The sequence below is a fragment of the Stenotrophomonas terrae genome, from assembly GCF_039674165.1.
GTDB classification, from domain to species: Bacteria; Pseudomonadota; Gammaproteobacteria; order Xanthomonadales; family Xanthomonadaceae; genus Stenotrophomonas; species Stenotrophomonas terrae_A.
The window spans coordinates 31,928-56,648 of sequence record NZ_JBDJMY010000018.1; the positions used below are offsets into that span (position 1 = coordinate 31,928).

Genomic DNA, 24,721 nt, shown 5'->3' on the forward strand with positions numbered 1-24,721 from the left:
GCGTGGTGATGGGCATCAGGAAGATGCCATCGCTGCGCCGTGCAAGCTCAAGGCCCCGGCGATAGTGCCGGGGCCTTCTCATGTTCGCCGGTTTGGGGTGCGGCGTTGCAGCTGTGCGTACCGGCGGTGCCAGCCAATGGCGGGAAGAGCGTTCGGCGCGGACCTGCAGCGCGCCGCTAACTTGAGGACAAGGCGAACGCAGAATCATCCATGACTGATGGGTGCTTTCTCGCGGATGGCTGCCGCTTCGAGGCCGTCGGATACAGAGGTTTCAGGGTTACTCCGATGGGAGTGGCAACGGCGAATGCCTAGTGTCTGCGGACGGGCCAATGACAGCGGGCAGGCCCGCGCAGTTCCCTCCTGGCGAGCGTTGCTGTCCACACGGCGACGTCTGCCCGGCACAGATGCCGCATTGGCGGCGTCCTCCTCTGCAGAAGGGCCGAATCATGTCTTCGATATCGCAGTGTGTGCTTCGTCGTGGCGTTGCAGCGGTTGGCAGTGCGTTGTGGTCCTGCCTGTTTCTATGCCCGCCAGCGGTTGCCGGCGATGTGCAGCGGGCGGGTCTGTACGCAGCGCCGACGCACCAGCAATTCATCGTCAAGCTTCGTCAGGAAAGTACTCAAGCTGCTACAGCCGTGCTGCCGAACGTTCTGGATGCTGCCTCGCGTGCTTTGCCGCTGCGTGCTGGCAGGCCGGTAGCCCTGCAACACCTGCGCCGCTTGGCTGGCGGCGCGGAGCTGGTGCGTTCCGAAGTGCCGCTGGATCACGTCGAGAGCGAAGTGTTGATGCGCAGGCTGGCGGCAGATCGCAACGTCGAGTACGTCGAGATCGACCGTCGTCTCGGCATCAGCGCAGCCCCGGATGATCCGCGTTTCGCAGAGCAGTGGGGTCTTGCCGGTAGCTTTGGCATCAATCTGGTGCCGGCTTGGGAAGACGCCACCGGTGCAGGCGTGGTGGTGGCGGTATTGGACACCGGCATCGCCGAGCACAGCGACCTGCTTGCCAATGTCCTGCCGGGCTACGACTTCATCAGCGATGCGGCGATGGCCAACGATGGGGATGAGCGTGATGCGGATGCGCGCGATCCGGGTGATTGGGTGGAAGCCAAGCAGTGTGGCGGCAGCCACGATGCGTGGAGCTCCAGTTGGCACGGTACCCACGTGGCCGGCACGATTGCGGCGGTTGCCAACAATGGCAAGGGCGTTGCCGGTGTCGCACCGGCCGCCCGCATCGTGCCGGTACGCGTACTGGGCCGCTGCGGCGGCTATACGTCCGATATCGCCGATGCGATTGTCTGGGCGTCGGGCGGGGAGGTGGACGGCGTGCCCACCAATGCAAACCCGGCCGAGGTGATCAATCTGAGCCTGGGCGGCGGAGGCGCCTGTGGCACCACGTTCCAGACGGCGATCAACAGCGCGCTGGCCAACGGCGCAACCCTGGTCATCGCCGCCGGCAATGGCAACGTCAATGCGAGCAATTCGGCACCGGCCAACTGCGACAATGTGATCGCGGTGGGTGCCAGCGACAGCGACGGCAAACGCTCGATCTGGAGCAGCACCCAGCAATCCAATTTTGGCCCGTTGGTGGATGTGGCCGCGCCAGGCAGCACTATTGTTTCAACGTTCAACAGCGGCAGCACGGCGCCCTCGGTTGAAAGCTATGGTTACAGCGGTGGGACCTCGATGGCGGCACCGCATGTGGCCGGTGTGGTGGCGCTGGTGCAGCAGGTATCGGATCCTGCAAAGACACCGGCGCAACTTGAAGCCTTGATCAAGGCTACCGCCACGCCGTTTCCACGGACGCCGGACAGGCCGATTGGTGCCGGTATCGTCAATGCACAGGCCGCAGTGACAGCGGCAATGAGCGCTACGCTGCCGCCTGAGCCCGAACCTGAGCCAGATACTGCGCTGGACAATGGCGTTGCGGTGACCGGCGTCAGCGGCAGCAAGGGCAGCAACCGCTATTACACGGCGCAGCTTCCGTCAGGGGCGTCCAACCTGCTGATCAGCATCAGCGGCGGCGCGGGTGATGCTGACCTGTATGTCAGGGCCGGCAGCCGGCCGAACAGTTCGGTGTTCGATTGCCGCCCGTTCCGTGGCGGCAATGGTGAGAGCTGCAGTTTTCCCGCTCCGGTTGCAGGTACCTACCATGTGATGGTGAGTGGATACAGCAGGTATTCGGAGGTCAGCCTGAAGGCAAGCTGGGGCCTGGTTCCTGCCCAGACCTATCGCAGCAGTGAGCTCATGGACATCCTGGACAACGGCACGCTGGACAGTGCCATCACCGTCGCCGGCCGCAGTGCCAACGCACCAGCTGCCACAGCGGTGCAGGTGGATATCAACCACAGTTGGCGCGGCGATCTGAAAGTGGAGTTGATTGCACCGGACGGCAGCGCCTACCTGCTTAGCAACTATGAAGGTGGCAGTGCCGATGACATCAAGCAGACCTTCGAGGTCGATCTTTCCACTGAGCCATTGAATGGTACGTGGACGCTGCGTGTGCATGACAAGGCCAGTGGTGACAGCGGGCGTCTGAATGGCTGGTCGATCACGTTCTAGATCAAGCCGCCGGAGGCAAACCGGAGCGGAGCGGGTTGCTGCACGTGCGCTGGTGTTCGCGGCAGGGGCAGTGGCGGGGGCCGCTGCTCAGTCTTCGCAGATATCCGCACAGCGCGCCTGCAATACCTGCAAGGCGTCGGCTGGGGCGATATCCAACAGCAGGCCACGCTGGCCGGCATTGATGTACAGCGTTTGCTGCTGTTGGGCGCTGGCGGCGAACACCACCGTGGCCGGACGCTGCTGTGCGAACGGGCTGATGCCGCCTACCTTGTAACCGCTGCGCTTCTCGGCCTCGGGTACTTCCATCATCTGTGCGTGCTTGCCGCCACAATGGGCGGCAAGCTTTTTCAATGACAGGCGCTGGTCGGAGGGAATCACCGCGATCAGCGGCTGCTTGTCCACCCACGCCATCAGGGTCTTGAACATGCGCGCCGGGGCGATGCCCAGCGCCTGCGCTGCCGCCAGCCCCTTGCTGTCGACATCGGCCGAGTAGTCATAGGCATGCACGCCATGGGCGATGCCTGCCTTGTCCAACGCGGCGGTAGCGCGGGTGCTTTTGGCCACTTACAGCGATTCGAAGCGGTTGGCGTCCACGTTCTTGCGGACCTGCTCCGGGTTCCAGATGCGGCCGTTCATGGCGATGTAGACACCTTCCGGCAGCGACTGCACCGCGCCGATCGCGCAGCCGATGTTGAACTCGGCATCGGAACCACGGAAACGTGCCGGGCTAAGCGCGCCGGTCATCACGATGGTCTTGCCGGGGATGGTGGCCAGCACCTTGCCGGTGGCTACCATCGAATCGGTACCGTGGGTGACCAGCACGTGGCGGGTTGGCTGTGCGGCGATGGTGGCGCGGATCAGCTCGCGGTCGTCGTCGCTGATATGCAGCGAGTCCTTGCGCAGGATCGGGATCACGTTGAAACGGAAGGTAACCCCCAGCTCGCGCAGAATCATGCCGATCTGCGGGTCGCCGATCTGGTAGTCGGACTTGTCGTCGAAGTAGATCTTGTCGATCGTGCCACCGGTGGTGACGATCAGGAGTTCTTCCATCATTGCGGTAAATCCTTGCGGTGACTGCCAGCGGCACAGGCCGCGATGTTGCAGATGATAATGCGGTCGGCAGCGCCGGGCCATGTCATTGCCTGGCATCAAGCCGAGGCGTCATTGGTCATTGGTCATTGGTAGAGCCGAGCCATGCTCGGCTGGGGCCTCACCGCAGTTGGGCACTACCGCAGAGCCGTCTGTAGGAGCGGCGTAAGCCGCGAAGCCAGTACAGCCAAAGCCGAAGACTGGCCCGCAACCTGCAGGATCAGTGGCTTCGCCGCTGATGCCGCTCCCACAGAGGCTGGTGACACATCGCCGGGAAAGCCCCAGCCGAGCATGGCTCGGCTCTACACGGGAGGTTTGCCGGGAAAGCTCCAGCCGAGCGTGGCTCGGCTCTACATGGGAGGGTTGCTCGGCAAGCCTCAGCCGAACATGGCTCGGCTCTACAGGGGAGGGGGGCCGAGAAAGCTCCAGCCGAGCATGGCTCGGCCCTACAGTGGGTTTAGCCGGCCTTTTTGGCGGCAAAGCGGGCGCGCATGCCGGGTACGCTGACCAGGGCCACGATCAGCAGTGCCAGGGCGATTTCGATCCAGGCGTAGAGGGCGGTGTCGCGGTGGCTCCAGGCACTCATCACGCCATGGCTGAACCAGAACAGGGCGAATACCCCGGCCCAGAAACGCGCGGCCGCGCGCTGTGCCAATACCCCCAGCAACAGCAGTGCCGGCGGCGCCACGAACACCAGCGCCACCGCCAGCAGATGGCGGTCTGCGCGGAACCACCACGCATACAGCCCGGCCAGCAGTGCCAGTGAGGCGGCGAGGACCAGATCGCGCGTGCGCCGGTTCATCGGCCCAGCCGCCGGGCGATATCGGCTACCCGATGCCCCAGTGCTCTTGCCAGCTGGGCTTCGTCGTCGGTGAGCTGGGAGTCGGCCTGGGTGCCGGCCACGTGGCTGGCGCCATAAGGGGTGCCGCCACTGGTGGTATGGCTCAATGCCGGTTCGGTGAAGGGGATGCCGACGATCAGGCAACCGTGGTGCAGCAGCGGCAGGTGCATCGACAGCAGCGTCGATTCCTGGCCCCCGTGCATCGAGGCGGTGGAGGTGAATACCGCCGCCGGCTTGCCAGCTAAGGTGCCATTGACCCATTCCGCGCCCAGGCCATCGAGGAAATGCTTGACCGGCGCGGCCATGTTGCCGAAGCGGGTAGGGCTGCCCAGCACGATGCCATCGCATTCGGCCAGATCGGCTATTTCCACATAAGGGGCGCCGTCTTCGGGGACGGGCGGGGCAGTGGTCTGGGTGACTGCGGCCACTGGCGGCACGGTACGCAGGCGGGCGCTCATGCCCGGCACCTCGCCGATACCGCGGGCGATCTGCCGCGCCAGCCGCGCCACCGAGCCGCCACGGCTGTAGTAAAGCACCAGAATTTCCGCCATCGCACCGTTCACTCAATCTTGCAGGAGCCGGCAGTATCAACGATGCGGGCCGCGCTTTGCATCGGGTACCCTTGCCAGATGGAACCTTTGGATTCACTCAATCTATGGATGGAGCGCCTGCGTGACCGGGCGCGCAACGCCAGTTTCGGGCGCTTCCTGTGGAAGCGCTTCATCGATGACCGCCTGTTCCAGGCGGCCGGCTCGCTGGCCTACACCACGGTATTCGCGCTGGTGCCGCTGGCGATCGTGGTATTCGGTGTGCTGTCTGCGTTCCCGATGTTCGACCGCTGGAGCGAGGCGCTCAGCGACTACGTGTTCTCCAACTTCGTACCGTCGGCGGCGCGCGCGGCCGAGGGCTATCTGCGGCAGTTCTCGGCCAGTGCCGGGCAGCTGACCGCCGCCGGTTTCCTGGCCTTGGTGGTATCGCTGCTGATCACCCTCAACAGCGTGGAGCAGACCTTCAACCGAATCTGGCGGGTAGCCTCGGCGCGGCCGCAGCTGACCCGCTTCCTGGTTTATTGGACGGTGTTGACGCTGGGCGCCCTACTGGCCGCCGCGTCCCTGGCGGTATCGGCGAAGGTCCTGTCCTTGCCGCTATTCGGCACCACCGAAGGCCGCTGGCTGGCCGATCTGGGCCTGCGCCTGGCGCCGGTATTGATCGAGTTCTTCTGTGTGGTGCTGATCTACCGGGTGGTGCCGCACCACACGGTGAAATGGCGGCACGCCATTCCCGGCGCATTGCTGGCGGTGTTGATGCTGGAGCTGGTGAAGTGGGGCATGGGCCTGTACCTGGGCAGCTTCCAGTCCTATCAGAAGCTCTACGGCACGGTGGCGTTCGTGCCGATCCTGCTGCTGTGGATCTACCTGAGCTGGGTTTCGGTATTGCTGGGCGCATCGCTGGCCTCGTCAGTGGCCGCGTTCCGCTATCAACCGGCGGCGTTGCGGTTGCCGCAGGGATGTGAACTGTATGGGCTGCTGCGGCTGTTGGGGCGTTTCCGCGAGGCGCGGCAGCAGGGTCGGGGCCTGGATGAAGACCAGATTCTGCTGCAGGAACCCATGCTCACCGACTCCCTGTTGCAGCAGCTGCTGGAGCAGATGGAAAGCATCGGTGTGCTGCGCCGTGATGAACGCGGCGAATGGCTGCTGGCGCGCGACCTGGACAGCATCAGCCTGCATGACCTGTATGAAAGCTCGCAGCTGCGCATTCCGGTGGCCGAGGAATACCTGCCGATGCGCGAGGACAGCCTCGGGCAAGCGGCCTGCAGTGCCCTGGATCAACTACGTCTACCGTTGCGCGAACTGCTCAAGCGCCGTGTGGACGACATTTATGTAGAGCGTGGAGATAGCCGATGACCGCCAAATACCTTCCGTCCGTGCTGCTGGTACTGGCGCTGACAGCCTGCAAGCCGGACCCGGCGCCGGTTGCTGCGGCGCCGTCCGCGCCCGAGGCGCCTGCTGCGCCAGCCCCCGAGCAGCCCAGCGTGGTCCAGCAGACGGCTGAAATACCGCAGCTGCAGGTGCCGACGGTGGACGGCAAGACCTATGACCTGGCCAGTCACCGTGGGCAGTGGGTGGTGGTCAATTTCTGGGCCACCTGGTGCGCTCCCTGCCTGCAGGAAATGCCGGAGTTGTCGGCCTTGCACGCCATGCGCAGCAACGTCGAAGTGGTGGGGTTGGCGTATGAAGACATCGAGCTGGACGAGATGCAGGCCTTCCTGAAGGAGCATCCGGTGGCCTATCCAATCGCCATCATCGACACCTTCAGCCCGCCGAAGGATTTCGCCACCCCGCGTGGCTTGCCGATGACGTACCTGATCGGACCGGACGGCAAGGTCGCCAAGCAGTTCCTGGGGCCGGTGAATGCCCATGAGATCGAGCAGGCAATCGTGGCTGCCGGTGGCAAGGCGGTGTAAGTCAGCTGTTGCTGGGCAGCTATGGCTGCCTGCGCCGCCGCGTTCCATGTTCAAGCCACGTCCATAGGGTTGCCGCGAGGCCGCACAGCACAAGGAGTGCGGCTGCCAGCGACAGCCATTGCGGGACAGTGCCGAAGACCAGGATGCCGGGCTGGTAAGGCGGCGGGGCGACGCCAGCGGCGACATGGAAGGAATAAGCGAAGCGCCAGTCGCGATACAGCATGAACGCAATGGGAGCTGCAGCTACCGCTGTTGCGCAGATGAAAGCGAGAAATGTGCGGCGCAGGATGGTGTTGAGCATTGGCAGGGTGGCCTGGTGTGGCGACATTGCTTGCCAGAGCTTACCCCTCCCCAACCCTCCCCTTCGCTGCGCGAAAGGGAGGGGGTGAAAGCAGCTTTCGCTGCCGCCTGGAAGATCGTTGAGAGCAGCTCCCTCCCTTTGGCAGGTCGTTGAGGGCTGCTCTCTCCCTCTGGCAGATCGTCAAGAACAGCTCCCTCCCTCTGGCAGATCGCCGAGAACAGCTCCCTCCCTTTCGCGTAGCGAAGGGGAGGGTTGGGGAGGGGTGAGCCTTTGATCTTCCCGCGTTGCCAGCTTCCCGGCTGACGCTGCTTCCGCAGCGTTCACAGGATGGTCGGTAGTGCCCCTGCCGAGCATGGCTCGGCACTACCGCAGCGCTGCGGGATGATTTGTAGTGCTTCTGCCGAGCATGGCTCGGTATTACCGCAACTCCTACAAGGAACTTGAGGCGCGCTTTGGCTTGGCGATGTCCTCATCCTGCACGAATGCCGGGATCGGCTTCACCGCTCCGTACTTCTCTTTTTTCGGTTTGCCCGGCAACGGTGGCAGCTCGATCAGCGGCTCCTCGATGTGGGTGTCGGGCAGGCGATCGAGCAGGTCGCGAATCACTGTCAAACGGCCGCGCTTCTGGTCATTGAAATCCACCAGCGTCCACGGTGCATGCCCGTTGTGGGTGGCCTCCAGCATGGCCTCGCGGGCCTGGGTGTAGGCGGCATATTCCTGGCGTGATTTCAGGTCGATCGGCGACAGCTTCCAGCCCTTGAGCGGGTCGTCGCGGCGCTCGGCAAAACGCTTCTCCTGCTGTTCCTGGTCCACGCACAACCAGTACTTGAACAGCAGGATGCCATCGTCCACCAACAGTTTTTCAAATGCCGGGGTCTGCTTGAGGAAGGCCTTGTACTGCGCATCGGTGCAGTACCCCATCACTTTCTCCACGCCCGCGCGGTTGTACCAGCTGCGGTCCATCAACACGATTTCGCCTGCGGCAGGCAGGTGCGCGATATGCCGTTGGAAATACCATTGGCCGTCTTCGCGCTCGCTGGGCTTGGGCAGCGCCACTACCCGGCATTGACGCGGGTTCACATGCTTGGCGATGTCCTGGATGACGCCGCCCTTGCCGGCGGTGTCGCGCCCTTCGAACAGCACCAGTATCCGCTGCCCGCAATGCTGGGCCCAGCGCGCCATGTTGGCCAGTTCCAGTTGCATTGGTTCCAGCAACGCTTCGTACTCTTTGCGCTTGAGCTTGCCCATGGTCATTCCTTGTGGATGCGCCGAGCCTACCGCATGCAGATGTCAGCCCGCGTCTGCACCGCGCCAGCCATGCCGGCTGGCAAGCTGCTGCAGCAGCTGTGCAAGGTCGGCGGCAAAGCCGGCCATGTCGAACAGATTGGAATGCTGGCGCGCATGGGCCAGCCGCTGGCGTAGATTCTGCAGGGCGTCTGCGTCGTTCCCCAACGCAATTGCGCTGGCAACGAAGGCCTGGTCATCGGCGAGGTTCAACTCGTCCAGCCCGAGGTGATGATTGAGGCTGCCGGCTACCCGTGCGGCAAAGGTGCTGCCGGGCGCGGTCAGTACCGGGCAGCCTGCCCAGAGCGCGTCGGAGGCCGTGGTGTGCGCGTTGTAGGGGTGTGTATCCAGGAACAGGTCGGCGTGTTGGTAGCGGGCCAGATAATGCGGATGCGGCAGCTTGGCCATGAAGATCAGCCGCGCCGGATCCACGCCGCGCTGGCGCGCGACCTCGCGCAGGCGCTGGTCGGCCAAGCCCGGGCCGGACAACAGCCACAGCACGCTGCCGGGCACGCCGATAAGGATCTGCAGCAGCCGTTCCACGCTGCGCGGGTTGAGCTTGTAGCTGTTGTTGAAACAGCAGAACACCACGCCGCTGTCGGGCAGGCCGCAGTCACTGCGCGACGGCTCCGCTTGCAGCGTGCGGGTGTTGTCCGAGGGCTGGAAGGCACGGGGCAGACGCAGCACTTTTTCACTGAAGGCCGGCTCCAGCGCGGGCGGCAGCACGAACGCATCGGCCACGATGTAATCGATCCACGGTGCGCCGGAGGTGCCGGGGTAGGCCAACCAGTTCAGCTGCAGCGGGGCAGGGCGCATGGCGAGTACTTCCGGGGTGCCGCCGCCGCCCCAGCCGCGCAGATCGAACAGCACATCGATGCCTGCAGTGCGGATGCGCTGGGCGATGGCGGCGTGTGCTTGCCCGTTGAGATCGTGGAGCTGGTCTGCGGCAGCGTGCAGGCGTTGGCGGATGGCGCTGCCATCGTCGCTGTTGAGGGCGAATAGATGGATCTGCAGTTGCGGATGTGCGCGCAATTGCTCGAACAGCGCCACCGTCAACAGGCCGGTCGGGTGCGCGCCGAAACCATTGGAAAGAAAACCCACGCGCAGCGCACCGTGGGTACGCAGCTGGGCTGCCGGCAGGCGCGGAATCGACTGGGCCAGCACACTGGCGCGTTGCCGTGCACAGGCCAACTGTTCGGCGGCGCTGCCGTCTTCGCTGAGAAAGGCAAACGGCTCCACGGCCGGATTGCCCTGCGCGACAGCGCCGCGCACCTGCTGTGAGAGTGCATCAAGGTCTCGCCAGTCACACAGCCGGCGCTGCCAGTTCAGGCGCTGCGCGGCCATATAGGCTTCGTCGGGTGCCAGTGCATGGGCGCGACGATACGCCTCGGCCGCAGCTTCGGGTTGGTTGGCGTCTTCCAGCACGTGACCCAGCCACAAGGCCATGCCCGGATGCTGCGGAGCAAGTTGGCAGGCGCGCTGCAGCAGGGCAGCGGCGTCGTCGTGCCTGCCTTGCATCCAGCGGGCGCGGCCGAGGCGGGCAAGGGCTTCGGGGTGTTGCGGGCGCAGCTGCAGCGCTGTTGAGGCGGCGGCTTCCCCTGCAGCGACATCGCCGATGCCCAGCTCGGCATCGGCCAGCATCACCCAGGCGATGAAGTCACCGGGTTGGCGGCTGACGGCAAGGCGGAGTTGGTCGCGTTCGCTTGGGGCGTTGGTCATGGTCTGGTTCTGGCTCTGCTCCCTCCCTTGCGCGTAGCGCAGGGGAGGGTTGGGGAGGGGTTGCTGTTGATTTTGCTCTGTGCTGCAAGCAATGGCTAAATCTACGGGTAACAGCCAGATCCAAAGCTACCCCTCCCCAGCCCTCCCCTATGCTGCGCATAAGGGAGGGGGAAAAGCGCTTACGTCCCTTCAGCCAACCGCGCCAGCTCATCCACCTGATGTTCGTGCTGCAGGCGCGCGATCAGGTCGTCCAGCCCGCCTTCGATGATGTTCGGCAGGTCGTACAGGGTCAGGCCTTCAACGCGATGGTCGGTGATGCGGCCCTGCGGGAAGCTGTAGGTGCGGATGCGCTGGCTGCGGTCGCCACTGCCAACCTGCAGGCGCCGTGACTCGGCCTGCGCCGCGGCCTGTTTGCTGCGCTCGGCATCCAGCAGCTGTGCCTTCAAACGCTTCATCGCCTTGTCGCGGTTGGCGTGCTGGCTGCGCTCGGTCTGGCATTCCACCACCACGCCGCTGGGAATATGGGTGATGCGGATCGCCGATTCGGTCTTATTGACGTGCTGGCCACCGGCGCCGGAGGAACGGTAGGTGTCCACGCGCAGGTCGGCCGGGTTGATCACCACATCTTCAACATCATCGGCTTCGGGAATGATCGCCACCGTTGCCGCCGAGGTGTGGATACGGCCCTGTGATTCGGTGGCTGGCACGCGCTGCACGCGGTGGGTGCCGGATTCGAACTTCAGCTTGGAATAGGCGCCGCGGCCAACCACGCGCGCCACGATTTCCTTGTAGCCGCCGTGTTCGCCGGGATTGTCGGATTCGATTTCGACCTTCCAGCCCTGGCGCTCGGCGTAGCGGGCGTACATGCGGAACAGGTCGCCGGCAAAGATGGCCGCCTCGTCGCCGCCGGTACCGGCGCGCACTTCCAGGAACAGGTTGCCTTCATCGCGCGGGTCGCGCGGCACCAGCAGCAATGCCAGTTCTTCGTCCAGGGCCTGCAGGCGTGCCTGGGCGGCGCTGATTTCTTCCTCGGCCAGCTCGCGCAGTTCCGGGTCGGCGCGCATGGCTTCGGCCGAGGCCAGGTCTTCCAGCGCACGGGTTTCGTTCGCCAATGCGGTGGCGATGGGTTCCAGTTGCGAGAACTCGCGGGAAAAATTGCGGAAGCGCTCGTTGTCGGCGACCACATCCGGGTCGGAAAGCAGGCGTTCCAGTTCTTCACGGCGCTCGGCCAGTGCCAGCAGCTTACGGCGCAGGGTCGGCGTCATCATTCCTCGCTACGGGGTGTTGATACCCGGGCGTTGCCGGGAACAGGCGCTCGGCGGCGCGGGTAAGGTCGGTATCGCCTTCCAGCGCGGCTTGGCGCAGGGCGGCGGTAGGCGGATGCAGCAGGCGGTTGGTCAGGCCGTGCGCCAGCTGCTCAAGTACTTCGTCGGGCAGTTTGCCATGGGCCAGTTGCTGCCGGGCCTTGGCCAGCAGCTCGGCGCGGGTGGCCTCGCCGAATGCACGCAGCTGCCGGATCGGCGCCTGCAGGCGGGTGGCGCGCAGGTTTTCCAGATAGCGGGTGACCTGCAGGTCGATGATGGACTCGGCCTCGGCGGCGGCTTCACGGCGGCCACGGCGGTTTTCTTCCACCGCCCGTTCCATGTCGTCCACGGTGTACAGGTAGGCATCGGCCAGCTTGCCGACCTCGGCCTCGATATCGCGCGGCACCGCCAGGTCGAACAGCAGCATCGGCTTGTGCCGGCGCGAGCGCAGCGCGGTGGCGACCTGCCGGTGCAGGATCACCGGCTCGCGTGCGGCGGTGGCCGAGAACACCACATCGGCCTCGCCCAGGTGGCGTTCCAGCTCGCTCAGCGGCAATGCCACGCCACCGTGGCGGCTGGCCAGATCCTGCGCATTGGCTACGGTGCGGTTGGCGATCAGCAGCCGCTTCACCTTTGCATCGCTCAGGTGCTTGGCGACCAGTTCCATGGTTTCACCGGCGCCGACCAGCAGCACCGTGGATTCATCCATGCGCGCGAACGAGTCCTGCGCCAGCCGCACCGCGGTGGACGCCACGGAAATTGGATTTGCGCCGACGCGGGTGTCGGTACGGGCACGCTTGGCCACCGAGAAGGTCTGCTGGAACAACCGGTCCAATTGTTGCCCGATTGCGCCGCTGTCGTGGGCCAGCGCCCAGGCATCCTTGACCTGCCCCAGGATCTGCGGCTCGCCCAGCACCATCGAATCCAGCCCGGTGGCGACCCGGAACAGGTGGCGCACGGCCTCGCCATCGCTGTGCTGGTACAGATAGCCCTGCAGGCTGCCGGCGTGGTGCTCCAGCCAATGGCTCAGCGCCTTGCTGTCATCGGCAACGGCATACAGTTCGGTGCGGTTGCAGGTGGACAGCAATACGGCTTCAGCCAGCTGCGGCGTCTGCCGCAGGGAATCCATCGCGCGCGGCAGTGCGTCTCCGCCAAAGGCAGCGCGTTCGCGCAGTTCTACCGGCGCAGTCTGGTGATTCAGTCCGAGCACCCACAGGGTCATCTGTTCAGTTGCTTGCGATAAGCTGCTGGCTGTTGAAGGCCGCCATTTTACGGCCCGGTTGCGCCAGATGCCCGTATTCAATCGCATATGCACCGTTCTGTTGCTTTCCCTGCCGGTTTTTCCGGTGCTGGCGGCCCCGGCTGTGCCGGTCCAGGCGCCCCTGGCGGCTGAAGGCCTGCCGCTGACCCCGGTGCTGGCCGGCGAATTCTCGCTGCAGGCCGGCAAGCTGCCCGACGCCGCGCGCTGGTACCTGCAGGCCGCCCAGGAAGCCAAGGGCGACGTGGGGCTGGCCGAACGCGCCACCCGTATCGCCATGCTTGCCGATGACGCTGGCCGTGCCGAGCAGGCGCTGGCGTTGTGGGCACAGCGTGACCCCGGTTCGGTAGCGGTGCGCGGCACCCGTGGCGCGCTGGCCATGCGCAATGGCGATGCCAAGCTTGCCCGCAAGGAACTGCTGGCGGTGCTGCGTTCGCCCGAGCCACGCGCCTGGCGCTATGCGCTGCTGGCCTTGGCTACCGGCGGCCGTGACCCGGCGGTGCCGGCGCAGGTGCTGGGCCAGCTGGTCGATGCCAATGCGATACCCGATGACCTGGAGGCCTGGCAGGAGTTCGGCCGGCTGGCGTTGCGGATGGAGCGCCCGGAGCTGTCGCGGCGCATGGTGGCCGAAGTGGTCAAGCGCTTCCCGGACGAGCCGCGAGTGGCGCTGCTGCATGCCTCGCAGCTCAACCAGGCCGGCAAGAAGGACGAGGCGTTGGCCCTGCTCAAGGGCATCGAGCCGAAGGCCGAGAAAGATGATGAACTGCGCGCCGCACTGGCCATTGCCTATGACGTCTTGGGCGACACCACGGCTGCCGAACATGTGCTGTCGGTAGGCGAGCAGAACCTGCAGAGCTGGGGCATGCGTGCCTCGCTGCTGGCCAAGCAGAAGGATGATGTGGCGCTGCTGGCGCTTTACCAGGACATTTCGGCCAAGGCCAGCAAGCCGGACCCGGACCAGCGCCTGTTGCTGGGCAAGATCGCCGAATACCTGAAGCGCTATCAGGAAGCCGTGGACTGGTACCACGGCGTGCCCGGTGGCGAGCATCGCGGCGAGGCGCAGCTGCGCGCAGTCAATGCGTTGTATCTGATGGGCGACAAGGCCAAGGCCGAAAAGGAAGTGCAGGCCATCCAGGCCGATGCCTCTCTGGATGACGACGTGCGCCGCGATGCCTACCTGCTTCAGTCCGAATTGCAGCTGCGTGATGGCAATGCCCAGGCCGAGCTTGATGTGCTGGGCCGTGGCCTGGCGGCATTCCCGGACGACAGCGCGCTGCTTTATGCCCGCGCGCTGGCATGGGAGCGCAGTGATGACGTGCCGCGCGCCGAAGCCGACCTGCGCAAGGTGCTGGTTGCCGAGCCGGAGAACGTCGCCGCGCTTAATGCGCTGGGTTACACCCTGGCCGATCGCACCCATCGCTATCAGGAAGCCTTGGAGCTGATCGACCGCGCACGCGTCGCCGAGCCGGATAATGCCGCCATCGTCGACAGCTATGGCTGGGTGCTGTACCGGCTGGGCCGCAACGAGGAAGCGCTGGTGCACCTGCGCCGCGCCTGGACCTTGAACAAGGATCCGGAAATTGCCGCACACGTGGCCGAAGTGCTGTGGGTGCTTGGGCAGAAAGAGGAAGCGCGGCGCTTTTTTGATGAAGCCCGCAAGTTGGATCCGGATAACCGCGCGCTGCAGCGTGCGATCGAAAAGTTGGGTGTATGAACGTGATGATGTGGCGGGCGCCGTTGGCGCTCGTGATGGTTGGGGCGCTTGCGGCCTGTGGCTCGGTGCCCAAGCGGCAAGCCACGCCGGTGGCGGCTGAGGTTGCGCAGGTATCGGCAGCGGCACAGGCCGCATCGCAGGCGCGGCAGGCGGCCTTGATGGCGCAGCCGGACTGGTCATTCCAGGGCCGGGTGGCGATCAGCAAGGGCCGCAACGGCGGCAACGGCCGGATTGACTGGCTGCAGCAGGGGCCGGCCTACCAGGTCAGCCTTGCGGCGCCGGTCACCCGCCAGAGCTGGCAGCTCAGTGGCGGCGAGCCCGGCCAGCCGGTGCGGCTGGAAGGCCTGGAGGGCGGTCCACGCAGCGCTGATAACGCCGGCGAGCTGTTGCTTCAGGCCACTGGCTGGGAAATCCCGGTAGCGCAGCTGGCCGAATGGGTGCGCGGCCTGCCGACATCATCAGGAATGGCCCCGGAGCACCTCGGTTTCGACGCCGAAGGCCGGCCGCGGGTGCTGCGCCAGCAGGGCTGGCAGGTCGACTATCTGGACTGGTACCCGGCCGAGCCGGGGCGCCCCTCGCTGCCGCGGCGTATCGAGGCGGTCAATGGCGATGCCAAGGTTCGTCTGATTGTGGATGAATGGGGCGCGGGCGCACCATGACCGTGGTTGCTGACGCTGCGGGCTGGTCGTACTGGCCGGCCCCGGCCAAATTGAATCTCTTCCTGCAGATCACCGGCCGTCGCGCCGATGGCTACCATTTATTGCAGACCGTCTTCCGCCTGCTGGATTGGGGCGACCGCATTGGCCTGCGCCTGCGTGAAGACGGACAAATACGCCGTGACGGGCCATCGGTGGCAGGTGTCGCCGAGGCCGATGATCTGGTGGTTCGTGCAGCTATCGCGCTGAGAAATGCCTCAAATTGCGCCAAAGGCGTCGATATCCGGGTCGAGAAGCACATTCCGGCCGGTGGCGGCTTTGGAGGCGGCTCCTCGGACGCGGCCACCGTGCTGGTGGTGCTCAATGCCTTGTGGGGCACGGGTCTGGATGAGGACGCACTGGCTGCCATCGGCATGGGCCTGGGCGCCGATGTGCCGGTATTTGTGCGCGGCCGCAGCGCCTGGGCCGAAGGCGTGGGCGAATTGCTGACCCCGATCGAACTGCCGGAAGCATGGTATTTGCTGGTGGATCCGGGCGTTCATGTGCCCACGGCTGAACTTTTTCGTTCGCAGCATTTGACGCGGGATGCCAAGCCCGTGAAAATAGCCGACTTCGCTTCCGGGACCGTCCTCGGAAATGCGTTCGAGCCGGTACTACGGCGTCAGGAACCTGCCATCGAGGCAACGTTCCAGGCCCTGTCAGGTATTGGTCGGGCACGGCTCACGGGGTCGGGAAGCGGTTGTTTCGTCGAATTTGCCACGCGCGTTGCTGCAGAGCAGGCGTTGGCGGAATTGCCGGAGCAACTGCGGGCATGGGTAGCTGCGGGCGTTGATCGCTCGCCACTGCTTGATGCGCTGGAAACGACGGGAATTGTTTGATGCAGGGGCGTCGCCAAGAGGCCCAAGGCACCAGGTTTTGATCCTGGCATTCGTAGGTTCGAATCCTACCGCCCCTGCCACACGTTCCTTCCAGCTGTAAGCGCACCGGATGTGCGAGCAAGCCGATATGCGCCACCTCTGCAGCAATCACGTTTCCTTTGCTACTCGCCCCCGCCCGAGAGAGCTGTCATGCAAGATTCCCCGAACCTGCTGGTTTTTTCCGGCAATGCCAATAAACACCTTGCGCAGAGCATCTGCAAGGAACTCGGGGTAAGACCGGGCAAGGCGCTGGTTTCCAAGTTCTCCGACGGCGAAGTTCAGGTCGAGATCCAGGAAAACGTGCGTAAGCAGGATGTATTCGTGGTCCAGTCCACCGGCGCCCCGAGTGCGGAAAACCTGATGGAGCTGCTGGTGATCATCGACGCGCTCAAGCGCGCGAGCGCCGCCTCCGTCACCGCGGTGGTGCCGTACTTCGGCTACGCCCGCCAGGATCGCCGCATGCGGTCCTCGCGCGTGCCGATCACCGCCAAGGTTGCTGCAAAGATGTTCTCGGCCGTGCATACCGACCAGATCCTCACGGTCGACCTGCATGCCGATCAGATCCAGGGTTTCTTCGACATGCCGGTCGACAACGTCTATGCCTCGCCGCTGTTGCTGGCAGACATCTGGCGCGTTTACGGCACCGACAACCTGATCGTGGTCAGCCCGGACGTAGGCGGCGTGGTACGCGCCCGCGCCGTGGCAAAGCGCCTGGATGATGCCGACCTGGCCATCATCGACAAGCGTCGCCCGCGTGCCAACGTTGCCACCGTGATGAACATCATCGGTGACGTTGAAGGCAAGACCTGCGTGATGGTCGACGATATCGTCGACACCGCCGGCACCCTGTGTGCTGCCGCTGCTGCCCTCAAGGCGCGTGGCGCACTCAAGGTTGCCGCGTACTGCACCCACGCCGTGCTCTCGGGCCCGGCGGTGGACAATCTGAACAACTCCCAGCTCGACGAGCTGGTGGTGACCGACACGATTCCGCTTTCCGAAGTGGCCCGCGTCTGTCCCAAGATCCGCCAGATCAGCGTGGCCGAAATGCTGGCCGAGACGATGCGCCGCATCGCCTTCGGTGAGTCGGTCAGCTCGATGTACGTGGATTGATGGATCCGGTCCCCGGCGTGTCCGGGGATCACAACAGGCTCTTCTGGTCGCGGAAGAGTCTTTACGCAGCGCCGCGAGGCGGTGCAACAACCTAGAGTAGTCAACATGGCAAAGTCCCACGAAATCAAAGTCGCCCGTCGTGACGTGCAAGGTCAGGGTGCGAGCCGCCGCCTGCGTCATGCCGGTGTGGTCCCGGGTATCGTTTACGGCGGTAACAAGGAGCCGGTGAAGGTCGAGTTCAACCACAATGAAATCTGGCTGGCCCAGTTCAACGATTGGTTCTACTCCTCCATCATCGACCTGAACCTCGACGGCACCATCCACAAGGTGCTGCTGCGTGACATGCAGCGTCACCCGTACAAGCAGCTGGTCATGCACCTGGATTTCCAGCGCGTGAACGAAAATGAAGTGCTGCACGCTTCGGTGCCGCTGACCTTCATCAACGAAGACACCTCGCCGGCTGGCAAGGCTGCCGACGTTCTGGTCACCCACGAACTGAAGGAAGTGGCGATTGCCTGCTTGCCGAAGGACCTGCCGGAGTCGATCGAAGTCGACCTGGGCGAGCTGAAGGCTGGTGACATCATCTACCTGTCGGGCCTGAAGCTGCCGGCTGGCGTGGAAATTCCGGCACTGAAGCTGGGCAAGGGCCATGACGACGCAGTTGTCATCGCCAAGACCGCCGCTGCAGAAGAAGCAGCAGCCGAGTAATCGGCTATGTTGCGCCCGCTCTTCGGAGCGGGCGCAGCAGGTGTATCTGACAGATGACTGGCTTGCGATTGATCGTTGGTCTCGGCAACCCCGGACCCGAACACGCCCGAACCCGGCACAACGCTGGGTTTCATTTCGTTGAGGCCCTGGCAGAGCGGCAGGGCGCGCGCTGGGCGCTGGAAAGCAAATTGTTTGGCGAAGTCGCCAAGGTCGAGATTGCTGGGCAGCCGGTATGGCTGTTGAAGCCGGCCACCTACATGAATCTTGCCGGCAAATCGGTCACCGCCGCACAGCGGTTCTGGAAGATCGAGCCGGAAGAAACCCTGATTGCACACGACGAACTGGACATGCCGCCCGGCGTGGCCCGGCTCAAGTTCGATGGCGGTCATGGCGGCCAGAACGGCCTGCGTGACACCATCCGTCTGCTCGGTCACGGCAAGTTCCACCGTCTGCGTCTTGGCATCGGCCATCCCGGTCACAAGGACCGCGTGGTGGGTTGGGTACTGGGCCGTCCGTCGCCGGACGACGCCGTGCTGATGGCACAGGCCATCGATGCGGCCATCGATGTAATGCCGCTGGCGGTAGCTGGCGATTTCAGCGAAGCAATGAAGCGTCTGCACACCATCAAGTGAGCAGGAAATGGGGAATGGGGAGTGGAACGGCGGTACGCCCTTCCGATTCTCCATTCCCGATTTTCCATTCACGGGAGTTCAAGCATGGGTATCAAATGCGGCATCGTCGGTCTGCCCAATGTCGGCAAGTCGACCCTGTTCAATGCGCTGACCAAGGCGGGTATCGCTGCGGCCAACTTCCCGTTCTGCACGATCGAGCCGAACACCGGCGTCGTGCCGGTGCCGGATCCGCGCCTTGACGCGCTGGCAGCCATCGTCAAGCCAGAGCGGGTGATCCCGACCACGATGGAGTTCGTCGACATCGCCGGCCTGGTTGCTGGTGCGTCCAAGGGTGAAGGCCTGGGCAACAAGTTCCTGGCCCACATCCGCGAGACCGATGCCATCGCCCACGTCGTGCGCTGCTTCGAAGACAGCAACGTCATCCACGTCTCCAACAAGGTCGACCCGATCGCCGATATCGAGACTATCGATACCGAGCTGGCGCTGGCCGATCTGGAATCGGTATTGAAGGCACTGGATCGCGCTACCCGCGCGGCCAAGGCCAACGACAAGGAAGCACTGGCCCGCAAGCCGGTGCTGGAAAAGCTGGCGTCGGCGCTGGACCAGGGTAAGTCGGCGCGTTCGGCTGGCCTCGATGCCGATGAGAAGGCGTTGATCCGTGACATGTTCCTGATCACGCTGAAGCCGCTGATGTACATCGCCAACGTCGCCGAGGACGGCTTCGAGAACAATCCGCTGCTGGACCTGGTGCGTGCCCGCGCCGAGGCGGAAGGCGCCGAAGTGGTACCGGTGTGTGCGGCCATCGAAGAAGAAATGGCGCAGCTCGATGACGCCGACCGCGATGAGTTCCTCAAGGATCTCGGCCTGGAAGAGCCTGGCCTGAACCGCGTGATCCGTGCCGGCTACAAGCTGCTCGGCTTGCAGACCTACTTCACCGCAGGCGTGAAGGAAGTCCGCGCATGGCAGCTGCGCGCCGGTTCGACGGCGCCGCAGGCTGCTGGCGTGATCCATACCGACTTCGAGCGTGGCTTCATCCGCGCCGAAACCATCAGCTATGAGGACTTCATCAACCTCAAGGGCGAGCAGGGCGCCAAGGAAGCCGGTCGCCTGCGTCTGGAAGGCAAGGATTACATCGTCAAGGAAGGCGACGTGCTGCATTTCCGCTTCAACGTCTGATTACATCGACGTTGCTGCAGCCACAAGGCCCCGCATTGCGGGGCCTTGTTGTATCTGCAATCTGCTGCCTGGTCAAAATTTCACCACAATTTTGAAAGCCTTGCAGCGCAAGGCCTGCGCACGGTTGTCCACAGCCTTCTCCATCCATTGCACACAGCGGCTGTGGAGAAGCCAGGTTGGCAGAGTTGTTTGTGGGAGCGGCGTAAGCCGCGAAGCTGGCATTGCCGAAGCGGCAGGCAGCTATGCCATCTGATGATCTACCTGCTTCGCGGCTGACGCCGCTCCCACAAGGCGGGCCGGCATAGGCGGGTTGGGTGCTCCCCGCACACCCCCAGGGGGGGCGCGTCTTTGGTTGGTGGGTGGGGCGCCCGCCCCGAAGCTGGTATTGCCGACGTATCGATGGCCTTTGCAAGCTGACAATCCACGTGCTTCGCAGCTCACGCCGCTCCTACAAACACGCGCTGTTCTGCGCGTCCCGGTGTGCTGGCCAAAAATTCACCATGGCTTTGAAACTATTGCAGTGCAAGGCCTGCACGGAGTTGTCCACAACCTTCTCCATCCATTGCACACAGCCGCTGTGGAGAACTGTCGTCGTCGACAGATTCGGATCATCCGTGTAGCCCGGGTAAGCGCAGCGCACCCGGGGGATGAACATCGCAAGGCAGTGCAGCGGCCGGGCGCAAGGCCCCGGGGGGGGGGGCGCTGGGCTTGCCCAGGCTACGGAAGCCTCTGGCGTCGGCAGGCCTCTGCAGGTGACATTCCTGTTTCGCGCAAACAACAAGGCCCGCCATTGGCGGGCCTTGTTGGCACTACATACGACCAGGCCTTACAACGCCTTGCCGCCCAGCTTCCAGGTGAGCTGCACGTAGTAGCTGCGGCCCATGCTGTCGAACCAGGAGGTGTCGTAGTACGGGTAGTTCGACCAGGTCGGATCCTTCGGCGGCATCTTGTCGAACAGATTGTTGACCGACAACGACACCCGCAGATGGTCGGTGATGTCGTAGCGGGCACCGGCGTTGAAGCGCCAGGTGGCCTCGGTCCATGCATCGTTGTCGTAATTGGCAACACGGCCCAGGTAGCTGCCGAACAGGCTGGCGCCCCACGCACCCTTGTCCCAGCTGACGCCGAGATTCGACTTCACCCGTGGCAGCGTGGTGGCGCTGAAGCTGACATCGAGCATGTCTTCCTTCGGGTCGCCCGGGAACTGCTGGCGGGTGTGGCGGTGCGTCCAGTTGTACTGGCCGGTGAAGCTGAAATCACCCGCGTTTGCTGTCTGCAGGCGGTAGTTGGCGGCCACATCGATGCCCGAGGTTTCCTCGTTGGCAATGTTGATCGGACCGAAACGCACGCTGGTGATGTTGCCATCGCCGTCGCGGATGACGCGTGCCAAGGCGTCCACGCAGGTGGGCGAGTTGATGTCGACCGCTGCGCCGCTGTCGGTGCTGCCCAGGCGGCAGTTGGCTTCGGTGATGCGCAGTTCCTCGCGGTCCTGCGTCTGTACCTGGTTCTCGATCCGGATCTTGTAGTAATCCACTGCCAGGTCGAAGTTGGCCACCGGCGACCAGACGAAGCCGGCCGAGAACGACTTGCTGGTCTCCTCATCCAGATTCATGTTGCCGCTGTAGACATCGAACGTGCTGCCGTCATAGCTGCCGTCGTCATAGCAATACCCGTCAGTGACACCGGGCTCGGCGGTGCGGCACTGGAAGTAGTCGGTGGCGAAGCGGGTGCGGTAGTAATCGTTCCCGGCAAACAGGTAGTGCATGTCCGGTGCGCGGAAGCCGGTGCCGTAGGAGCTGCGCAGCAGCAAGGTATCCAACGGACGCCATTCCAGACCGGCGCTGTAGGTGAATTTGCCCGGGTTCTTGTTGCCGTAGCTGTAGCGGTCATAGCGCCCGGCTACGCTTGCCTGCAGGCTCGAAGCCAATGGCAAGCGCAGTTCGCCGGCAGCACTCCAGTGGTCGCGATCGCCATGACCATCACCATAGCGCGGGCCATAGTAGGCATCTTCGGTGAGCGCAAGCGGATCGGGGTTGATCTCATAGGACTGCTTGCCGTACTCGACGGCACCTGCGAAGCCGACATCGCCAGCAGGCATCGAGAACAGCGACGCGTTGTCTACCGTAAAGCTGAGATTGTCGTTCTTGGCTTCCGGACGGAAGGTGGACATCGCCCCGATCGAGGCGAATTCGGCCTGGGTCAGTGGCGTGAACAGCCGTGCCGGATCCGGGGTGTAGATCGCAATGCCGTCATCGTCATAGCCCTGCAGCTCGCCAAGGAACAGGCGGTTGGCCGCAGCCGCCTTGATGCGCGGCATTTTGACGTCAGCCTTGTACTGGGAGTGGTTGTAAGCGGCCTCCCAGTTCCATTCCTCGGCGATCATGCCCTTCAGGCCGGTGGTCACCGCAAAGGTCTTCTGGGTGGTGGTGTTCATGCGATTCCGCAGGCCACCCACTTCTTCCGGAGTGAATTGACGCGCCCAGTTTTCGTAACGCTCGGTGGTGGCGTTGTAGAAGATCTTGTTGCGGTAGTTGCCGGACGAGTTCGGGTCATGGAATTCCCAGCCCATATGGTCGCTGGCGACATCGTTGCTGTTGGTGCCGGTCAGCAGCTTGACCTTCTGCTGGCCGAGCTGGACATCGGCAAACCATGACAGAGCGTCATTGAAGCGGTATTCGAACGAGCCATAGGCATTGAAGCCTTTGCGCTCGTTCTGGATGGTGCGGTAGGCAATTGCGCGCTCGCTGCCGCAATACGGGCCGAGGTCGTTCTCGGCGAGCACGGTGGTGCCGCCGTTGAGGCCAGCCATTGCCGCGCAGCCGTCGTCCGGTGCGATGTTTTCATCGTCGTCCCAGTTCTGCAGCTGGGCGATGAGACGCGGCAACCGGCGCTCTTCCGCAGGTGAATCCAATGTTGAATCCTGCACGCTGCGGTCGGTGCCCCAGAGCGGACGCTTATCGATCAGCTCAACACCGACGATGCCGCTGAAGCCGCCTTGGTCGAAGCCGGTGGTAAGGGTCAGGTTGTGCGAGGTGCCACCGCCGCGGCTGGTGTCGCCAAACCGGTAATCGATGGTGGTGCCGTCAGTAGATTTTTTGAGGATGAAGTTGATGACGCCGGCCATGGCATCGGAGCCGTAAACGGCCGATGCGCTGCCGGTCAGCACTTCAATGCGATCGATCATGCCCAGCGGGATGTTGCCGACGTCCGTGAAGTTGCTGCGGCCGTTGAGCGGCAGCGGGAAGTCGGCGATGCGGCGGCCGTTGACCAGCACCAGGGTGTGATTCGGCCCGAGCCCGCGCAGGTCCACTGCCTGTGCGCCCGGTGTGGATTGGGCGCCCGTGGTGTTCTGCTGCCCTTGGGTGCTGCCACTGTTCTGGCTCAGTGAGCGCAGTACGTCGGGCACCGAGGTGAAGCCGGCGGACTTGATCTGTTCAGCAGTCACCACCGTGACCGGCGCCGGGCCTTCGACCTGGGCGCGCGGAATGCGTGAGCCGGTGACCTGCACCGTGTCCAGTTGCTGGGGTTGGCCTTGGGGGCTGTTCTGCGCCAGGGCAGGGGCGGCCATCGACAACAGGGCCAGTTGGATTGAACACACCATTGCGTGTTTACGCATGAATCGGCTCTCTAATGAATGTTCTGGGATGCCCATCCGGCTGTCAGGGAATGCCGCCCAACCCTGTCTGAAATGTGAATGGGTCCACAGCATCTAACACCTTTTTTACACGCTTGACCACTGCCGGAAAGTCTGGCATTACAGCTGGAAGCGGTTACATGTGTGGGCTGGAGTGCGCGATGAAACGTAAGAGTTCCTGGCTTGGGCGGCTGGCCCTGGTAGTGGTGGCCATCGCTGCCGCAGGTGCGGCCCATGCGCAGGATTCGCGCGGTCCTGGCGCGCCCGGCTACACGTATTACGAAGTGGGTGATCTTGCTGCCCCGCGTCCCGGCAAGACCGAGCCGGCGATGCTGTTGATGGGCGGCGGCGACTGGGTGCCCGAGGCATTCCATTGGTGGGTTGAACGTGCCGGGCATGGCCGCGTGGTGATCCTGCGCGCCTCCGGTGACGACAACATGCAGAAAGAGCTCTACAACGACATCGGTGGCGTCACTGCGGTGCAGACGCTGGTGTTCGACAGTCGCAAGGCCGCCGACGATCCGGCCGTGCTGCGGGTGGTGCGCGCTGCCGATGCAATCTTCATCGCCGGTGGCGACCAGGCGCGTTACATCCGCTTCTGGAAGGGCACCGAACTCAATACCGCGCTCAATGAGCACATCCGCGCCGGCAAGCCGATCGGCGGTACCAGCGCGGGGCTGGCCATCCTGGGTGGCTACGCCTATGGCGCGCTGGACGGTGGCAGCGTCAATTCCCCGACCGCGCTGAACGATCCGATGGGCAGCGAGGTGACCATGGACCGGGATTTCCTGACCATGCCCTATCTGTCCAACGTGGTCACCGACACCCACTTCGCCAAGCGTGACCGGCTGGGTCGTTTGATCGTGTTTGTGGCCCGCGCCGCGCAGGACAAGGGGCGGGACGACATCGTAGGCATCGGCGTGGATGAGGACACGGCGCTATGTGTCGAGGCCGATGGCCGTGGACGTGTGTATTCCTTGAACGATGGTTATGCATGGTTGGTGATGCCGCAGCGCACGGCCGACCGGCTCAGCAATGGCGAACCGCTGGAATTCAGTGCTATCCCGGTAACCGGGGTAGGGGAAGGCAGCCGCCTGCATCTGGATGGGTTCAAGGTCGACAACGCCGCGTTCACTGCAATGGCCAGCGTCGTTGCTGGCGAGTTGAAGCTGCATCCCGAATGAGGATGCACGCTGCGTAGGAAAAGGGGCTTTGGCCCCTTTTTTTTTCTTGTCATGCACCCGTTGCCATTCTCGACGGCGCTGCGGCTGCGGTTGTGTCGGCGCTGTGGGCACGGGTGGCTGCGGTCACTGTTCACAGCGGCTGGCACCTGCCTAGAATCGGGTTCCATTCGGG

20 protein-coding genes, 1 tRNA gene and 2 pseudogenes are annotated in these 24,721 nt (G+C 64.1%); 13 read left to right on the forward strand and 10 right to left on the reverse strand.

What is annotated here, in order from left to right; genetic code table 11:
* Window positions 1-446: 446 nt before the first annotated feature.
* Together ABE493_RS10160 and ABE493_RS10165 are read left to right on the forward strand one after the other, a co-directional pair.
* Window positions 447-2,204: pseudogene (locus tag ABE493_RS10160) on the forward strand (S8 family peptidase); the annotation flags it as partial.
* A gap of 126 nt (window positions 2,205-2,330) precedes the next feature.
* Window positions 2,331-2,558: pseudogene (locus ABE493_RS10165) on the forward strand (proprotein convertase P-domain-containing protein); the annotation flags it as partial.
* A gap of 87 nt (window positions 2,559-2,645) precedes the next feature.
* Here ABE493_RS10165 and ybaK read toward each other — a convergent pair.
* From ybaK to wrbA, 4 genes are all read right to left on the reverse strand, one after another.
* Window positions 2,646-3,122 carry a Cys-tRNA(Pro) deacylase gene (gene ybaK, locus ABE493_RS10170; protein WP_346498809.1) on the reverse strand — a complete coding sequence of 159 codons (477 nt, stop codon included), beginning with the start codon at window positions 3,120-3,122 and terminating at the stop codon, window positions 2,646-2,648.
* On the reverse strand, window positions 3,123-3,608 hold the full coding sequence (locus tag ABE493_RS10175) for an asparaginase domain-containing protein (RefSeq protein ID WP_057628731.1): 486 nt from the start codon (window positions 3,606-3,608) through the stop codon (window positions 3,123-3,125). It abuts the gene before it with no gap.
* A gap of 496 nt (window positions 3,609-4,104) precedes the next feature.
* Window positions 4,105-4,449, reverse strand: a complete 345-nt coding sequence (locus ABE493_RS10180; RefSeq protein ID WP_346498810.1) for a DUF2069 domain-containing protein — start codon at window positions 4,447-4,449, stop codon at window positions 4,105-4,107.
* Window positions 4,446-5,039 carry an NAD(P)H:quinone oxidoreductase gene (gene wrbA, locus ABE493_RS10185; RefSeq protein ID WP_346498811.1) on the reverse strand — a complete coding sequence of 198 codons (594 nt, stop codon included), beginning with the start codon at window positions 5,037-5,039 and terminating at the stop codon, window positions 4,446-4,448. The genes ABE493_RS10180 and wrbA overlap by 4 nt, the downstream gene beginning before the upstream one ends.
* A 78-nt stretch (window positions 5,040-5,117) precedes the next feature.
* Here wrbA and ABE493_RS10190 point away from each other — a divergent pair, with 78 nt between their 5' ends.
* Together ABE493_RS10190 and ABE493_RS10195 are read left to right on the forward strand one after the other, a co-directional pair.
* Entirely contained in the window at window positions 5,118-6,392 is a 1,275-nt protein-coding gene (locus tag ABE493_RS10190) for a YihY family inner membrane protein (protein ID WP_346498812.1), read from the forward strand.
* On the forward strand, window positions 6,389-6,952 hold the full coding sequence (locus ABE493_RS10195) for a TlpA family protein disulfide reductase (protein ID WP_346498813.1): 564 nt from the start codon (window positions 6,389-6,391) through the stop codon (window positions 6,950-6,952). The genes ABE493_RS10190 and ABE493_RS10195 overlap by 4 nt, the downstream gene beginning before the upstream one ends.
* Window positions 6,953-6,971: 19 nt before the next feature.
* On the opposite strand, the gene ABE493_RS10200 is transcribed toward ABE493_RS10195, so the two are convergent.
* The 5 genes from ABE493_RS10200 to hemA all read right to left on the reverse strand — a co-directional run bounded on the left by ABE493_RS10200 (window position 6,972) and on the right by hemA (window position 12,782).
* Window positions 6,972-7,253, reverse strand: coding sequence for a hypothetical protein (locus ABE493_RS10200; protein ID WP_346498814.1), 282 nt, complete (start codon window positions 7,251-7,253; stop codon window positions 6,972-6,974).
* A 429-nt stretch (window positions 7,254-7,682) separates the two neighbouring features.
* Entirely contained in the window at window positions 7,683-8,501 is an 819-nt protein-coding gene (gene ppk2, locus ABE493_RS10205; protein WP_346498815.1) for a polyphosphate kinase 2, read from the reverse strand.
* Between the two features lie 42 nt (window positions 8,502-8,543).
* Window positions 8,544-10,256 carry a tetratricopeptide repeat protein gene (locus tag ABE493_RS10210; RefSeq protein WP_346498816.1) on the reverse strand — a complete coding sequence of 571 codons (1,713 nt, stop codon included), beginning with the start codon at window positions 10,254-10,256 and terminating at the stop codon, window positions 8,544-8,546.
* A gap of 179 nt (window positions 10,257-10,435) precedes the next feature.
* The gene (gene prfA / locus ABE493_RS10215) at window positions 10,436-11,521 is read right to left on the reverse strand and encodes a peptide chain release factor 1 (RefSeq protein WP_346498838.1); all 1,086 of its coding nucleotides are present in this window, start codon (window positions 11,519-11,521) and stop codon (window positions 10,436-10,438) included.
* Window positions 11,499-12,782 (reverse strand): glutamyl-tRNA reductase, encoded by a 1,284-nt coding sequence (gene hemA, locus ABE493_RS10220; protein ID WP_346498817.1) that lies wholly within the window; start codon window positions 12,780-12,782, stop codon window positions 11,499-11,501. The genes prfA and hemA overlap by 23 nt, the downstream gene beginning before the upstream one ends.
* Before the next feature lie 67 nt (window positions 12,783-12,849).
* On the opposite strand from hemA, the gene ABE493_RS10225 reads away from it, so the two are divergent.
* The 8 genes from ABE493_RS10225 to ychF all read left to right on the forward strand — a co-directional run bounded on the left by ABE493_RS10225 (window position 12,850) and on the right by ychF (window position 19,731).
* Window positions 12,850-14,532, forward strand: coding sequence for a tetratricopeptide repeat protein (locus ABE493_RS10225; RefSeq protein WP_346498818.1), 1,683 nt, complete (start codon window positions 12,850-12,852; stop codon window positions 14,530-14,532).
* Complete coding sequence (gene lolB / locus ABE493_RS10230; protein ID WP_346498819.1) at window positions 14,529-15,191, forward strand: lipoprotein insertase outer membrane protein LolB; 663 nt, start codon at window positions 14,529-14,531, stop codon at window positions 15,189-15,191. The genes ABE493_RS10225 and lolB overlap by 4 nt, the downstream gene beginning before the upstream one ends.
* Entirely contained in the window at window positions 15,188-16,066 is an 879-nt protein-coding gene (gene ispE, locus ABE493_RS10235; protein ID WP_346498820.1) for a 4-(cytidine 5'-diphospho)-2-C-methyl-D-erythritol kinase, read from the forward strand. Before lolB ends, ispE begins: the two co-directional genes overlap by 4 nt.
* 3 nt (window positions 16,067-16,069) lie before the next feature.
* Window positions 16,070-16,146: transfer RNA gene (locus ABE493_RS10240), tRNA-Gln, on the forward strand.
* Window positions 16,147-16,255: 109 nt separating this feature from the next.
* Window positions 16,256-17,215 (forward strand): ribose-phosphate diphosphokinase, encoded by a 960-nt coding sequence (locus ABE493_RS10245; protein WP_346498821.1) that lies wholly within the window; start codon window positions 16,256-16,258, stop codon window positions 17,213-17,215.
* A gap of 105 nt (window positions 17,216-17,320) precedes the next feature.
* A complete protein-coding gene (locus tag ABE493_RS10250; protein ID WP_346498822.1) occupies window positions 17,321-17,923 on the forward strand; it encodes a 50S ribosomal protein L25/general stress protein Ctc in 603 nt (200 codons plus the stop codon).
* Between the two features lie 53 nt (window positions 17,924-17,976).
* Complete coding sequence (gene pth, locus ABE493_RS10255; RefSeq protein ID WP_346498823.1) at window positions 17,977-18,555, forward strand: aminoacyl-tRNA hydrolase; 579 nt, start codon at window positions 17,977-17,979, stop codon at window positions 18,553-18,555.
* Between the two features lie 84 nt (window positions 18,556-18,639).
* Window positions 18,640-19,731, forward strand: coding sequence for a redox-regulated ATPase YchF (gene ychF / locus ABE493_RS10260; RefSeq protein WP_346498824.1), 1,092 nt, complete (start codon window positions 18,640-18,642; stop codon window positions 19,729-19,731).
* A gap of 826 nt (window positions 19,732-20,557) precedes the next feature.
* On the opposite strand, the gene ABE493_RS10265 is transcribed toward ychF, so the two are convergent.
* The gene (locus ABE493_RS10265; RefSeq protein ID WP_346498825.1) at window positions 20,558-23,347 is read right to left on the reverse strand and encodes a TonB-dependent receptor plug domain-containing protein; all 2,790 of its coding nucleotides are present in this window, start codon (window positions 23,345-23,347) and stop codon (window positions 20,558-20,560) included.
* A gap of 158 nt (window positions 23,348-23,505) precedes the next feature.
* On the opposite strand from ABE493_RS10265, the gene ABE493_RS10270 reads away from it, so the two are divergent.
* Window positions 23,506-24,549, forward strand: a complete 1,044-nt coding sequence (locus tag ABE493_RS10270; RefSeq protein ID WP_430980757.1) for a cyanophycinase — start codon at window positions 23,506-23,508, stop codon at window positions 24,547-24,549.
* Window positions 24,550-24,721: the final 172 nt, after the last annotated feature.

What these genes read in the sequence shown, in the direction of transcription:
- prfA (WP_346498838.1), bottom strand. Translation starts at nt 11,521, where the DNA reads ATGACGCCGACCCTGCGCCGTAAGCTGCTGGCACTGGCCGAGCGCCGT.
- ABE493_RS10265 (WP_346498825.1), bottom strand. Translation starts at nt 23,347, where the DNA reads ATGCGTAAACACGCAATGGTGTGTTCAATCCAACTGGCCCTGTTGTCG.
- pth (WP_346498823.1), top strand. Translation starts at nt 17,977, where the DNA reads ATGACTGGCTTGCGATTGATCGTTGGTCTCGGCAACCCCGGACCCGAA.
- ABE493_RS10245 (WP_346498821.1), top strand. Translation starts at nt 16,256, where the DNA reads ATGCAAGATTCCCCGAACCTGCTGGTTTTTTCCGGCAATGCCAATAAA.
- lolB (WP_346498819.1), top strand. Translation starts at nt 14,529, where the DNA reads ATGAACGTGATGATGTGGCGGGCGCCGTTGGCGCTCGTGATGGTTGGG.
- ABE493_RS10200 (WP_346498814.1), bottom strand. Translation starts at nt 7,253, where the DNA reads ATGCTCAACACCATCCTGCGCCGCACATTTCTCGCTTTCATCTGCGCA.
- ABE493_RS10175 (WP_057628731.1), bottom strand. Translation starts at nt 3,608, where the DNA reads ATGGAAGAACTCCTGATCGTCACCACCGGTGGCACGATCGACAAGATC.
- ABE493_RS10180 (WP_346498810.1), bottom strand. Translation starts at nt 4,449, where the DNA reads ATGAACCGGCGCACGCGCGATCTGGTCCTCGCCGCCTCACTGGCACTG.
- ABE493_RS10270 (WP_430980757.1), top strand. Translation starts at nt 23,506, where the DNA reads ATGTGTGGGCTGGAGTGCGCGATGAAACGTAAGAGTTCCTGGCTTGGG.
- ABE493_RS10190 (WP_346498812.1), top strand. Translation starts at nt 5,118, where the DNA reads ATGGAACCTTTGGATTCACTCAATCTATGGATGGAGCGCCTGCGTGAC.
- wrbA (WP_346498811.1), bottom strand. Translation starts at nt 5,039, where the DNA reads ATGGCGGAAATTCTGGTGCTTTACTACAGCCGTGGCGGCTCGGTGGCG.
- hemA (WP_346498817.1), bottom strand. Translation starts at nt 12,782, where the DNA reads ATGACCCTGTGGGTGCTCGGACTGAATCACCAGACTGCGCCGGTAGAA.
- ABE493_RS10250 (WP_346498822.1), top strand. Translation starts at nt 17,321, where the DNA reads ATGGCAAAGTCCCACGAAATCAAAGTCGCCCGTCGTGACGTGCAAGGT.
- ychF (WP_346498824.1), top strand. Translation starts at nt 18,640, where the DNA reads ATGGGTATCAAATGCGGCATCGTCGGTCTGCCCAATGTCGGCAAGTCG.
- ABE493_RS10225 (WP_346498818.1), top strand. Translation starts at nt 12,850, where the DNA reads ATGCCCGTATTCAATCGCATATGCACCGTTCTGTTGCTTTCCCTGCCG.
- ppk2 (WP_346498815.1), bottom strand. Translation starts at nt 8,501, where the DNA reads ATGGGCAAGCTCAAGCGCAAAGAGTACGAAGCGTTGCTGGAACCAATG.
- ABE493_RS10210 (WP_346498816.1), bottom strand. Translation starts at nt 10,256, where the DNA reads ATGACCAACGCCCCAAGCGAACGCGACCAACTCCGCCTTGCCGTCAGC.
- ispE (WP_346498820.1), top strand. Translation starts at nt 15,188, where the DNA reads ATGACCGTGGTTGCTGACGCTGCGGGCTGGTCGTACTGGCCGGCCCCG.
- ABE493_RS10195 (WP_346498813.1), top strand. Translation starts at nt 6,389, where the DNA reads ATGACCGCCAAATACCTTCCGTCCGTGCTGCTGGTACTGGCGCTGACA.